This is a genomic window from Phyllobacterium sp. 1468 (assembly GCF_031455525.1).
Lineage (GTDB): Bacteria > Pseudomonadota > Alphaproteobacteria > Rhizobiales > Rhizobiaceae > Phyllobacterium.
Map to the genome: position 1 here is coordinate 293,065 of NZ_JAVDSX010000003.1, position 12,070 is coordinate 305,134.

Consider the following 12,070-nt stretch of genomic DNA (forward strand, 5'->3'; position numbering starts at 1 on the left):
AGCGGTACAAAAGCTGATCTGACTGCACGCCGTCAACTGTCGATGCGGGCTTTTCATTGACGGATACTTGTGGGTATACAAGGACCAGCACGATCCTTCTATGTTCAGGATAAACCATTGTCACAGTCGGTAACGACCGCTCGAGACAGGCTTGAGGAAAGACTGGCGCGTCTGACGGCACGCGACAAAGATGAGCGCGTCTTCGTCAAGCTCTACCCGGAGGCTGCGCGCCGCGAGGCTGATGCCGCAGATCGACGCTGGCGCGAGGGCAAGGTTCTCGGACCGCTCGACGGGCGGGTTGTGTCGATCAAGGATCTTTTCGACGTCGCCGGCGAGCCGACCCTGGCCGGGTCGGTTATCCGGCGTACCGCCAATCCGGCAATAGCCGACGCTCTCATTGTTGAAAGATTGCGCGCCGCCGGGGCGGTGATCATCGGCAAGACGATCATGACCGAATTCGCCTTTACTGCTGTCGGCCTTAACCCCCATTATCCGACGGCGCCGAACGCTGTCGATCCGGATCGCGTCGCAGGTGGATCGTCCACTGGCGCAGGCATATCGGTGGTGGAAAACACCAGCGAAATCTCAATCGGTTCGGATACAGGAGGCTCGGTTCGTATTCCAGCGGCGCTAAATGGAGTCGTCGGATTTAAACCAACAGCCAAGCGTGTGCCGCTGCAAGGTGCCTTCCCGTTATCGCCAAGTCTTGATTCCATCGGGCCATTGGCACGGTCCGTTAGCGATTGCGCGATCGCCGATGCTGTTATGGCTGGCGAGACGATCCGGGCCCCTGAGGCGATTTCCCTAAATGGATTGCGGATAGGTGTGCCGCGAGGGCAACTGCTTACGGAGATGAATAAGCCGATTGCCGATGCTTTCGAACAATGCCTGCAGCTTTGCGCAAAAGCAGGAGCGATCATCGCCGATTGTTCGGTTGATGATCTGATCGATGCGTTGGCTCAGGCGACGTCGATCGGTTCTATCGCTGGCATTGAGGCAAGCCGGATTCATGCCGAGTGGCTGCATGATGAGACGCTCGACGTTGACCAGCGTGTCCAGCGTCCACTCTTGCGCCGTCTTGGTGTTTCCGAATCCGGCTATATCCAGCTGATGCAGAAGCGGCAGGCACTGGTGCGGCAGATGGATCAACGAATTTCCGCCTTTGACCTGTTAGCGCTGCCGACGACACCCATTGCCGCGCCAACGATCGTCTCGGTAAAGGACGATGCCGTTTACAAGCAGGTTGAGACGATGCTCCTGCGCAATACACAGATCGCCAATCAGTTCGATCTGACGGCGATCAGTCTGCCGATGCCGGGCCTGACTTTGCCGGGCGGACTGATGCTTGTCGCTCAGCATGGTGCGGACAGGCGGCTGCTGGCCATGGCGCTGTCCGTGGAACAGCTTCTATCCACAGCCATATAGTCGCCGGCTCATTTGAAATGATAATTATGAAACGACTCGAAATAGCACTCGCAATTTCCGGGAATCTCGTCAGGATGCGCCACGCCTTTCAAGGAAAGTTACTTCTATGATCCGTCATTGTGTGTTTCTGCGTTTTCGAGACGACGTATCGCCGTTGGACCGCCAATCCATTTACCGCGATCTCCAAACCTTGTGCGCAAGGCTGCCGGGCGCGCTGACGATCACGTCAGGGGCGACCGTCAGTCCTGAGGAGGGTATGGACAAGGGATTTTCTGAAGGTTTTATTCTCGATTTTGCCCATGCGGAAGCGCGTGACGCCTATCTTGTTCATCCGGAACACCAGGAAATCGCCCGGCGGATCGTTGCTTCGACCGTGGGAGGCACCGACGGTGTTTTCGTTTTTGATATGGAAGTTTGAGACCGATGCAGGACAAGGATTTCTTCACCAAGCTGTTTCAGGCTGCAGTCGAAGCGGCGGATCCGGAGCGGACCATTACGGCCCATCTCCCGCCGAAGCCAAAAGGGCGGACCATTATCATTGGTGCAGGCAAGGGTTCGGCGCAAATGGCCAGCGCTTTCGAGAAAGCGTGGGCCGCGAAACATGGAGATACTCCGCTCGAAGGTCTGGTCGTCACGCGATATGGATTCGGTGCTCCTTGCAAACATATCGAGATCATCGAAGCGTCGCATCCGGTGCCGGACGCCGCAGGACTGGTGGCTTCCGAGCGCCTGCTTGAAATAGTGTCGGGGCTGACTGAAGACGATCTTGTCGTCGCGTTGATCTCCGGTGGCGGTTCTGCACTGTTGCCGTCCCCACCGCAAGGCATGACGCTTGAGGATGAAATCGCCGTCAACAAGATGCTCCTTGCATCGGGCGCGCCAATTGCTGCGATGAATGCCGTACGCAAGCACCTGTCGAACATAAAGGGCGGGCGTCTGGCCGCTGCGGCTCATCCTGCTCGTGTCTATTCGCTGATCGTCTCGGACATTCCCGGCGACAATCCGGCCTTCGTGGCTTCCGGCCCCACCGTGACCGATGAAACGACGCGGGAGGATGCCTTGAAGATCGTCGAGCGCTACAGCCTTGACCTGCCGGCAGCAGCGCTCGCGCACCTGCACTCAGCAAACGCCGATGCGCCCAAGCCCTTCGACGCGGTTTTTGCCGGCCACGAGTATCATGTGATTGCCTCCGCCGGCGTATCGCTTGAGGCTGCAGCGAAGGCTGCGCGCAGTTTAGGCGTCGAGGCGGTCGTACTTTCCGATGCAATCGAGGGCGAAGCACGTGAAGTCGCGCACGTCCATGCGGCAATGGCGAAACAAGTCCTTGCCAAGGATCAACCATTCAGGAAGCCTGTCGTCATGCTCTCCGGCGGAGAAACGACTGTGACAGTCCGAGGCAAGGGTAGGGGCGGCCGCAACAGCGAGTTTCTTCTGTCGCTCGCGATCGATATTGATGGAGCAGGGGGGATCACGGCCTTTGCTGCCGACACCGATGGAATCGACGGTTCCGAAGACAATGCCGGCGCATTTGCCGATAGCACCAGCATTGCGCGGTTATTTGCCAAAGGGCACGACGCATCGTCCTTGCTCAACAAAAACGATGCCTGGACAGCATTTGATGCGATCGGCGATTTATACGTCCCCGGTCCCACCGGCACCAATGTCAACGATCTGCGGGCCATTCTCATTCGCTGAATGTCACGGATTGACGCTTAATCGCCATCTTTGGATGGTCAACAGTGGCCGATTCATGCCAGCGTGAGCTGGTCCAGCATGCAACACAACGATCCGCGCCATCGCCCGGCGCAACATCCAAAGGAAAGTCGAATGCGGATAGCACTGTCCCTGATCGCTCTGTCTCTCATGATCGTCACGGGTTGTACAACCACACCAAAGACGACCACTCCCGCGGGGCCTTCACCTGCCAAGGATACGCATTTTGTCCCGCCACCCAAATCCCTGACACAGCGCGCAACTCCCTCCAAGGAGCCCAGCCTGAGTGAGTCTGCCGCCGCGGCTGCAGCAAAGCCTGCCGCGCAGTAACCCCATTTTTGCTATGCAACGCCGTCTCCGCCTATAGGCGTCGGGGCGGCGTCTTGCATTTATATGGCAGGTTAATTGCTGGAGATGAACGGGACTTAAAACAACAAAACCCACCGCGGGAGGAGGTGCGGTGGGTTTCGTTGGTTATGGAAGGCCTTCTGGGAGGAGAAGAGGCCATCCGTTTCGACAGGGCCGGGAGGAGGTGACGCTGTCGAAAATTCCTGATTTGAGAATAACTCAACTGTCCTGATTTAATACAGACAATATTGCATGGCAGCAATGCATTTTGTGCAATGCAGCAATCTCATTGTCGCAGCGTCACGCTCCGATCACGGCCAATTGAGTATCTATCAGGAACGGAACCAGTCCCCATCCGTTAATAATCCATGAACGAGGCTTATATGGCGATGAACGCCGGCCTCCAGATGTGGTTGGAAGGGGCAGGAAGATGCGCTTCTACAGATCATCGATACCCATTCTCGCGGCGACGCTCTTTGCGTCGGTTGTTTTTTCGCCGGCCAATGCGTTCAATATCAAAAATCAGACAGAAGTGTCCGAGGATATTAGCGAGGTCAGCAACAGACAGTTCGAACGGGCTGCTTGGCTTGAAGCCAGAGCCTATATTTGCGGAACCGACGAAGCCAGTGAAGCGGCGATGAAAGCGGGGATGCGGGAAACTGGGCTGCCGGAAGATATAGCGGTTGAAATTGTTTCTGATCTCGCTTCTGGCCACATCGATAAGGCAGAAGAATCCGGATCGAAAGAAATTTGCGGCAAAGCAAAAGTGCAACTTTCTGGTTTCTAGGCAATATTGTTCTGTGGTCGAACAAATAGCGCAATGCATTCATTAACTTGGGAATTAATCGGTAAAATTTTAGAATAAATTTATGGATTAGCCCAATTTGTTCACGAATATTTGTAGTAATTGAAGGGCTTTTCAATTCACATATTTTGAGACTAATGTCGTTGGCGCAGTCTTGGTGGAATCAACAAATACAATTAACCATCGCCATAAATTCCTTCGAAAGTATCGGAGAATTTGTTGATAAGCACATTGGTCGCATGGCTTTTGTCCTTGCACTAATGCGAGAAGATTTTAGTGGGATACAACTCACTATTGCGGTTCACGGGATATGGAGAGAACAGCATGAATAAGAGAGCACAAACACTCGAAGTATTAAAAACAGAACTCTCAAAATTGTGCACCTTAGCGGACGATGCAGGTTTCGAGATGATTGCCTATTTCATCGAAACTGCAATCCGTGAATCCGACGAGCAGTTGTCCCAGGAGACCCGCGCCGTGGTTGGCATGGAACTGCGCCTGGAATCGTCCCGCTCCCGCCACCTCTGAATCTCTTCGCTTCTCATTCAATCAAGCTTCAATTTTTGTGAATCATGAAATCGCGCCTTGTTATTGTGCGCTTTCGCCGATCGCCTATATGAAGGCAATGACCCCGCTATCTGTCCTTGACCTTTCACCGATTGTGGCTGGCAGCGATGCCGCACAGTCCCTGCGTAATTCGCTGGATCTGGCGCAAAACGCCGAGCGCCTTGGTTACAACCGTCTCTGGCTAGCCGAGCATCACAGCATGCGCGGTATTGCCAGTGCGGCGACAGCCGTTGTGATCGCGCATGTCGCGGCTGGTACGTCAAAAATCCGGCTTGGCGCGGGTGGTATCATGCTGCCGAACCATTCACCGTTGATGGTGGCAGAAGCCTTCGGCACGCTGGCTTCCTTGCATCCGGGCCGTATCGATCTCGGCGTTGGCCGTGCACCGGGCACGGATCAGATTACAGCACAGGCGTTGCGCCGCAATCTCGATCAGGACATAAACGGCTTCCCGCAGGATGTAGTTGAGTTGATGGGATATTTCCGCGATCCCGAGCCCGGCCAACGCGTCATAGCCGTTCCGGGCGCGGGCACGAAAGTGCCTGTGTGGATATTGGGTTCCAGCCTCTTCGGCGCGCAACTCGCGGCCGCACTCGGCCTGCCTTATGCCTTCGCATCGCATTTTGCACCGGCTGACATGGAGCGGGCGATCGAGATCTATCGCGCCCGCTTCGAACCGTCCGAATATCTCGACAAGCCTTATGTGATGCTGGGCCTCAATGTTTTCGCTGCAGAAACCGACGACGAGGCAAAGCTTTTGCAGACCTCGCAGCAACAGGCCTTCGTCAATCTGCGTACCGGCAATCCCGGGCCATTGCCGCCGCCAGTACGAGGGTATGACGAAACACTCGACCTCCACGCGAAGGCGATTTTGCGACAGGCACTATCCTGCTCGGTCGTCGGGTCGCCGGAAACCGTCAAGGCCGGCGTACAGGATTTCATCATGCGCACGGGAGCGGACGAGATCATGGTGACAGGCCAGATTTTCGATCATCCAGCCAGAATCCGCTCTTACGAGATTCTCGCTGAAACCATGATCAAGCGGCCCGAAGCTGCACCACTAAGCCGCCTGGCGTAATCCGCCCGCCGCCTCGATAAATGCGATGACGTCGTCGAGACCGTTCCTGCGCAGCATGTCGGTGAACACGTAGGGTTTCGCTCCACGTTGAACCCTTGTATCCGCGTCCATGACATCGAGGTCAGCGCCGACATGGGGCGCGAGATCCTTTTTGTTGATGATCAGCAGATCCGAGCGCGTAATGCCCGGCCCGCCTTTGCGCGGTATTTTTTCGCCCTGGCAAACCGAAATGACATAGATCGTCAGGTCGGCGAGATCTGGTGAGAAAGTCGCGGCAAGATTGTCCCCGCCGGACTCGATAAAGACGATGTCGAGGTCGGGATGACGCTTGTTCACCTCGGCGATGGCCTGCAGGTTGATCGTCGCGTCTTCCCGGATGGCCGTGTGCGGACAACCGCCCGTCTCGACACCCATGATCCGGTCTTCGGGCAGCGCTTGCAGCCGGTTGAGGATCAGCGCGTCTTCTTTGGTGTAGATATCGTTAGTGACCACAGCGATGGAATAGCGGTGGCGCAGCGCTTTGCACAGCATTTCGGTGACGGTGGTCTTGCCGGAACCAACCGGTCCGCCAATCCCGATACGGAGCGGCCCGTTTTGCGAAATCATGAGCGAAATACCCTCGAATATTGTGTTTCATGTTGCATGGCCATGATGTCGGACATGATGGCAGCCGAGCCAAGATCATCGAGGCTGGAACGTGCGGCGCGCTCAGCGACGGCCAGGATTTGCGTTTCCACTGCCGCCATCAACGAGACGCCATGGCTTTGTCCGAGCGGTACCAACCGGACGGCGCCTTGAATGAGGTTGGAAACGACGGCGTGAAGATAGGCGGCAAGTGCTGGTTCACATGCAACCTTATGCCGGGCTGCAACCATGGCGACGGCGACGGGATAGGGCATTTCTTTTGCCACGCCGGATTCTGCGGTGCTCCAGTGTCCAATAGCCTGCAGGAAAGCGTTGCCTTGCAGCATGGCTTCCATGTGGCGCTCTTTCGAGCCGGCCATCGCCTCCCCGAGCTCTGTTTCTTCGAGGCAGTTGCCACCCATATCCGCGTCCGCCCAACTCGCGGCAAATAAAACCGCATCGTTCCAGACCGAACCGTGGTTCATGAGGTCAACAAGCCAGTCCTGCAACGATGGCTTGTCGTGGATCAAACCACCATGCACGGCCCGCTCGATGCCATGACTGTAGGAAAACGCCCCGACAGGAAAGGTCGGGGAAAGCCATGTCATCAGGCGCACAAGCGCGGTGTTTGCGGCAAGGTCAGCCATGGGTGTGATCGGGGTGTTGATGGTCATGATCGTGCGCGTGCGAATGCCCATGCCCGCTATGATATGCGCCGTGCAATGGATGGAAGGGCGCAATGATCTCGGTAACTTTCGCCCCAAGACCCAGCAGCATCGCCTTGATCACGTGATCGCGGAGAATGACGATGCGACTTTCTTCCAGTTGCGCCGGCAGATGACGATTGCCGAGATGCCAGGCAAGTTCCGACAGATGCCGGCGATCCCGCGGCGTGACCTCGTAAAGCGGTTCATCTGCCGCAATGATCTCCGCCATCCGCCCATCCTCGAGAATAAGCACATCGCCATGCTCGAAAGGGATTGCCTCGGGCAAATCGACAAGGATTTGTTCGCCCTGCTCTAGTGTCAGCACCTTGCGCCGCAAATGCCGCTCGTCATGCGCCAGGACAATGCGATCGAACGGCGTGCCATGATAATGCCCGGCGTGGCTATGGCTGGTGACGCGCTTCATCACGCTTTGCCCTTCTCATGAAAATCGTCGTTCATGCACAGGAAGAAATCGACCGGCGGCGCGTCACCGGTCAGTTGCGAAAGCAGCGTATGAACCTGACCGCGATGATGCGTCTGGTGGTTGAAGATTTGCGTCAACGCACGATCCAATGTCGAGGTATATGGCTGGCCCTCGGTGGTGATCCAGTGAAGGATGCCACTGATCGATGCCTCGTCCATATCGCTGACCACATTGATAATGTGATCGTCCAGGGCGATGCGCGCCGTGTGCAAGTCATTGAAATTATCGTGCAGGATCACGTCCATTGAAGGGATCGCATAAAGGTCCCCCGTGAAGCGACCGAACCATAATTTGTCGATGGCCAGGATATGGTTGAGTGTCCCATGCACCGATTTGAAGAACGCACGTCTGTCGGCAAAATAATCTTCGTGGTCGAGGGCGCCGGCTGCCGCGTAAATCCGCCCGTTGGCCCATTTGTTATAGTAGGCGAGGCGGTTGAATTGATCTTTCATTTTGCCCTCATCAGTAGAGAAAGTAGCGCTGTGCCATCGGCAGCACCGTTGCCGGCTCGCACGTCAACAACTCCCCGTCCGCCCGAACCTCATAGGTCTCCGGATCCACCTCCACATGCGGCGTGGCATCATTGTGGATCATCGACGCTTTGGAAATACCACTCCGTGTGTTTTCGACGGCGACCAGCTGTTTGTCGATACCGAGCGACTGGCGCAGGCCTGCCTCCACCGAAGCTTTGCTGGCAAAGACGACTGACGAGTTGCTGACATTCTTGCCATAGCCGCCGAACATGTAACGATAATGGACCGGCTGGGGCGTCGGGATAGAGGCATTGGGATCGCCCATGGGCGCCGCAACAATCGAGCCTCCAAGCAGAACCATATCCGGTTTTACGCCAAAGAAAGCGGGGTTCCACAAAACGAGATCGGCACGCTTTCCGACTTCAATCGAACCCACGTGCCGGGAAACACCCTGTGCAATCGCCGGGTTGATCGTGTATTTCGCGATGTAGCGCTTGACGCGAACATTGTCGTTATCGCCAGTTTCCTGCGCTAGGCTCCCCCTTTGGCGCTTCATTTTATCAGCGGTCTGCCACGTGCGTATCAGCACTTCGCCCACCCGGCCCATGGCCTGGCTGTCAGAGGAAATGATCGAGAATGCGCCGATATCATGCAGGATGTCTTCCGCGGCAATCGTCTCCTTACGGATCCGACTTTCGGCAAAGGCCACATCTTCCGGGATCGATGATGAGAGATGATGACACACCATCAGCATGTCGAGATGTTCGGCGATGGTGTTTTTCGTATAGGGCCGCGTCGGGTTGGTTGAAGATGGAATGACGTTAGGAAGCCCGCAAATCTTGATGATGTCGGGGGCGTGTCCACCGCCAGCACCTTCCGTATGAAAAGCGTGAACTGTGCGACCCTTGAAGGCGGCGACCGTGTCCTCGACAAAGCCGCTCTCGTTCAGCGTGTCGGTGTGTATCATTACTTGCACATCGTACTGGTCGGCAACGGAGAGGCAGTTGTCGATCGTCGCAGGTGTCGTACCCCAATCCTCATGCAGTTTCAGCGAGCACGCCCCGCCAAGGATCATCTCCTCCAGCGCTTTCGGCAGCGATGTATTGCCCTTGCCTGAAAGGCCGATGTTCATGGGTATGGCGTCGAAAGACTGAATCATCCGGCCCAAGTGCCAGGGCCCCGGCGTACAGGTGGTCGCTAGTGTCCCGTGGGCCGGTCCAGTGCCGCCACCAAACATCGTCGTAACGCCTGACATCAGCGCTTCCTCAATTTGCTGCGGGCAGATGAAATGGATATGGGCATCCATACCGCCGGCGGTGAGGATTTTGCCTTCGCCCGCGATGATTTCCGTGCCAGAACCAATGATGATCGTCACGCCGGGTTGCGTATCGGGGTTGCCGGCTTTGCCGATTCGCGCGATCAGCCCATCCTTCAGACCGACATCGGCTTTATAAATACCACTGTGGTCAACGATCAGTGCATTGGTAATCACCGTGTCGACGGCACCGTCTGCACGGGCGATCTGGCTCTGGCCCATGCCATCGCGTATGACTTTGCCGCCGCCGAATTTCACCTCCTCGCCATAGATAGTGAAATCCTTCTCCACTTCGATGAAGAGTTCGGTGTCGGCAAGCCGTACCCTGTCTCCGGTCGTTGGCCCGAACATGCGGGCATAGGCCGTGCGGGTGATTTTAGCGGGCATGGAACTTCCCTTTTTTATGGATAACTGAATGAACGACAACGGGCGACTGCTGCCACATTTCTGCCGCGATATTGCCTTGGAAAAACCCGATCAGCGACCGCTTGAGATCGAATTCCGCATGTGAAGTGCGCGCGTCATCAGTAGATGATCGTTCGCCAATCTCGTGAAAGGAAAAACGATGCGAAAGATGATAGCCCTCGCGCTCTGTGCGGCATTCCCGCTTGCGACTTCGGCTGCCTATGCGCAGTCCGCGGCGCCGCAGACTCCGAGCGCCGAGCAGCCCGCTCCAAAGAGCGAAACTCAAGCAAAGCCTGGTGCTACGGCCATAACCACGATCAATATTGTGGATATCAATGAACTTCCGGATGCGACCAAGACTCAGGTCAACGACGCCCTTGCCAAGCGCAGCGACGCCGATATGCAGAAATTGCGCACCTCGATCGACAAGTCGCCGCAAGTCTCCGCTGCCCTGAAGGAAAAGGGGCTGACATCCGCAGCGGTGGTGATCGCCAGTCTCGATTCCAAAGGCCTGCTGACCCTCGTGACCAAAAAGCCAAGCTGACAGGCACCTACCTGACCCATATCTGCAATATGCCCAGCGATCGGTGTTTCTCCGGTCGCTTGTTGTCGTGGAGATGAGGTCAAGCGGAGCGGTCACAGCTTTCCCATGATCTTCTGCTGAAACCCGTAGACGGTCCGGTTCCCGCCAAGCGGCACGAGCACAATATCGCGCTCCTGCCCTGGCTCGAACCGGACTGCCGTTCCAGCAGCAATATCGAGCCGCATGCCGCGCGCTTGATCGCGATCGAATACCAGTGCCGCGTTGACTTCGAAGAAATGATAGTGCGACCCGACCTGCACTGGACGGTCGCCCGTATTTGCCACCTTCAGAATGATGTTGCTGGAACCGGCATTCAGCTCGATTTCGCCTTCAGCCGTTATGATTGCACCGGGGATCATCTGCGGTTCCCTACCTTATCGGTTCGTGCACGGTGACGAGCTTTGTCCCGTCCGGAAATGTCGCCTCGACCTGTATGTCGTGGATCATCTCTGGAATACCTTCCATCACCTGCTCTCGGGTGACGACATGTGCTCCTGCCTGCATCAGATCGGCCACTGATCGGCCATCGCGGGCGCCCTCGACGACGAAATCGCTAATTAATGCAATGGCTTCCGGATGGTTGAGCTTGATGCCGCGTTCGAGTCGGCGGCGGGCGACCATGGCCGCCAGGGAAATGAGAAGTTTGTCCTTCTCGCGTGGTGTCAGGTTCATGCTTTTCCTTTAGCCATACTCAGTTTTGCGTCTAGATTGACCAGACTTTAGGCACGCCTGCCTTTTCGTTAAGCAGTTCTATCAATGGCACCAGCCGCTTCCTCAATGAATAGGCGTCACCATCGACGAGCCTCGCAAGAAGCTTGCCAGACCAGAAGGAAACACCGCCTTTTGTTCCAACTATTTTGCGGCTCGGCTCAAGATGACGTTCCGCGTCGGCATCGAGCAGCAGGACAGTAGCCATGGTGCGCATCCCCCCAAACAGGGCGGGACGGGCGAGCATCGATGCCGCGTCCGGTCCGATCGTGAAATCTTCCGCGTGGATCAGTTTGCCTTCGCGGCGGATTCGCCAGCGATCCCGGAACAAACAGGTCCGCACGTCCTCACCCATTGCCTTGCGGCCAAATACGACCGGCTCCAGGATCAGGGCGCGGCTCGTCTCCGCAAGATCGACGGTAAGAGTTCGCTTCATTGCCGAGCTCTCGAACAAAATCGTCTCCTGCGGCAACCATGCGAGCGAGGCCCGCTCCCCAACCTTCAAGATGCTCGCCACGTCAGCGATATTGGCGGATGCCTTGTAGATGCGCTCGCATGCCTGTGTGGTGACCTGTGCCTGGCAATTGTCCGCGACGTCGAACCTCCAGCGCATCTCGTCGCCCCCAGTCAGGCCGCCCGATGTGTTGACCATGACCGCCTCAAGCGACCGGTCATCAATCTCGGGCAAAAGGAGCTTGGCGCAGCCTTCCTGATAAAGGGTGTCGATGCGCGTACGGCCGCTAACGGGTTTGACAGCGAGGTGCGCCGAGCCAAAGGCACGTTGGGGTTTCGCTTCGATGGCTGGAACAGATGGATGAACGCTCATTTCGGCACG

16 protein-coding genes are annotated in these 12,070 nt (G+C 56.6%); 8 read left to right on the top strand and 8 right to left on the bottom strand.

The annotated features are described in order from the left end of the window. Nucleotides 1–117 precede the first annotated feature (117 nt). The 7 genes from J2X72_RS10585 (at nt 118) to J2X72_RS10615 (ending at nt 5,936) form a co-directional block, all read left to right on the top strand. Nucleotides 118–1,425, top strand: coding sequence for an amidase (locus J2X72_RS10585; RefSeq protein ID WP_310071645.1), 1,308 nt, complete (start codon nt 118–120; stop codon nt 1,423–1,425). Between the two features lie 106 nt (nt 1,426–1,531). Further along, nucleotides 1,532–1,843: a Dabb family protein gene (locus J2X72_RS10590; RefSeq protein ID WP_310071647.1), complete on the top strand. Its 312-nt coding sequence runs from the start codon at nt 1,532–1,534 to the stop codon at nt 1,841–1,843. Nucleotides 1,844–1,848: 5 nt separating this feature from the next. Next, nucleotides 1,849–3,120 (top strand): glycerate kinase, encoded by a 1,272-nt coding sequence (locus tag J2X72_RS10595; RefSeq protein ID WP_405044691.1) that lies wholly within the window; start codon nt 1,849–1,851, stop codon nt 3,118–3,120. A 132-nt stretch (nt 3,121–3,252) separates the two neighbouring features. Then, the gene (locus tag J2X72_RS10600) at nt 3,253–3,468 is read left to right on the top strand and encodes a hypothetical protein (protein ID WP_209997968.1); all 216 of its coding nucleotides are present in this window, start codon (nt 3,253–3,255) and stop codon (nt 3,466–3,468) included. A 448-nt stretch (nt 3,469–3,916) separates the two neighbouring features. Beyond that, nucleotides 3,917–4,273 carry a hypothetical protein gene (locus J2X72_RS10605; RefSeq protein WP_310071653.1) on the top strand — a complete coding sequence of 119 codons (357 nt, stop codon included), beginning with the start codon at nt 3,917–3,919 and terminating at the stop codon, nt 4,271–4,273. Between the two features lie 342 nt (nt 4,274–4,615). Next, the gene (locus J2X72_RS10610; protein ID WP_209997966.1) at nt 4,616–4,819 is read left to right on the top strand and encodes a hypothetical protein; all 204 of its coding nucleotides are present in this window, start codon (nt 4,616–4,618) and stop codon (nt 4,817–4,819) included. Nucleotides 4,820–4,916: 97 nt separating this feature from the next. Continuing rightward, on the top strand, nt 4,917–5,936 hold the full coding sequence (locus J2X72_RS10615) for an LLM class flavin-dependent oxidoreductase (protein WP_310071656.1): 1,020 nt from the start codon (nt 4,917–4,919) through the stop codon (nt 5,934–5,936). On the opposite strand, the gene ureG is transcribed toward J2X72_RS10615, so the two are convergent. The 5 genes from ureG to ureC are packed head-to-tail and all read right to left on the bottom strand — an operon-like array spanning nt 5,919 to nt 9,926. Next, nucleotides 5,919–6,542 carry an urease accessory protein UreG gene (ureG, locus tag J2X72_RS10620; protein WP_310071658.1) on the bottom strand — a complete coding sequence of 208 codons (624 nt, stop codon included), beginning with the start codon at nt 6,540–6,542 and terminating at the stop codon, nt 5,919–5,921. The genes J2X72_RS10615 and ureG overlap by 18 nt on opposite strands. Further along, on the bottom strand, nt 6,539–7,234 hold the full coding sequence (locus J2X72_RS10625; RefSeq protein WP_310071662.1) for an urease accessory protein UreF: 696 nt from the start codon (nt 7,232–7,234) through the stop codon (nt 6,539–6,541). Before J2X72_RS10625 ends, ureG begins: the two co-directional genes overlap by 4 nt. Then, entirely contained in the window at nt 7,200–7,691 is a 492-nt protein-coding gene (ureE, locus tag J2X72_RS10630; RefSeq protein WP_310072197.1) for an urease accessory protein UreE, read from the bottom strand. The genes J2X72_RS10625 and ureE overlap by 35 nt, the downstream gene beginning before the upstream one ends. Further along, nucleotides 7,691–8,203 carry a DinB family protein gene (locus J2X72_RS10635; protein WP_310071665.1) on the bottom strand — a complete coding sequence of 171 codons (513 nt, stop codon included), beginning with the start codon at nt 8,201–8,203 and terminating at the stop codon, nt 7,691–7,693. Before J2X72_RS10635 ends, ureE begins: the two co-directional genes overlap by 1 nt. A gap of 10 nt (nt 8,204–8,213) precedes the next feature. Beyond that, complete coding sequence (ureC, locus tag J2X72_RS10640; protein ID WP_310071667.1) at nt 8,214–9,926, bottom strand: urease subunit alpha; 1,713 nt, start codon at nt 9,924–9,926, stop codon at nt 8,214–8,216. Nucleotides 9,927–10,104: 178 nt separating this feature from the next. Here ureC and J2X72_RS10645 point away from each other — a divergent pair, with 178 nt between their 5' ends. Then, nucleotides 10,105–10,488 carry a hypothetical protein gene (locus J2X72_RS10645; RefSeq protein WP_209997959.1) on the top strand — a complete coding sequence of 128 codons (384 nt, stop codon included), beginning with the start codon at nt 10,105–10,107 and terminating at the stop codon, nt 10,486–10,488. A 92-nt stretch (nt 10,489–10,580) separates the two neighbouring features. On the opposite strand, the gene J2X72_RS10650 is transcribed toward J2X72_RS10645, so the two are convergent. Genes J2X72_RS10650 through J2X72_RS10660 form a run of 3 tightly spaced genes read right to left on the bottom strand, consistent with a single transcriptional unit; the run spans nt 10,581 to nt 12,061 of the window. Next, complete coding sequence (locus tag J2X72_RS10650; RefSeq protein ID WP_209997958.1) at nt 10,581–10,886, bottom strand: urease subunit beta; 306 nt, start codon at nt 10,884–10,886, stop codon at nt 10,581–10,583. Nucleotides 10,887–10,896: 10 nt separating this feature from the next. Further along, nucleotides 10,897–11,199, bottom strand: a complete 303-nt coding sequence (locus J2X72_RS10655) for an urease subunit gamma (protein WP_209997957.1) — start codon at nt 11,197–11,199, stop codon at nt 10,897–10,899. Nucleotides 11,200–11,230: 31 nt separating this feature from the next. After that, nucleotides 11,231–12,061, bottom strand: a complete 831-nt coding sequence (locus J2X72_RS10660; RefSeq protein WP_310071671.1) for an urease accessory protein UreD — start codon at nt 12,059–12,061, stop codon at nt 11,231–11,233. Nucleotides 12,062–12,070 lie beyond the last annotated feature (9 nt).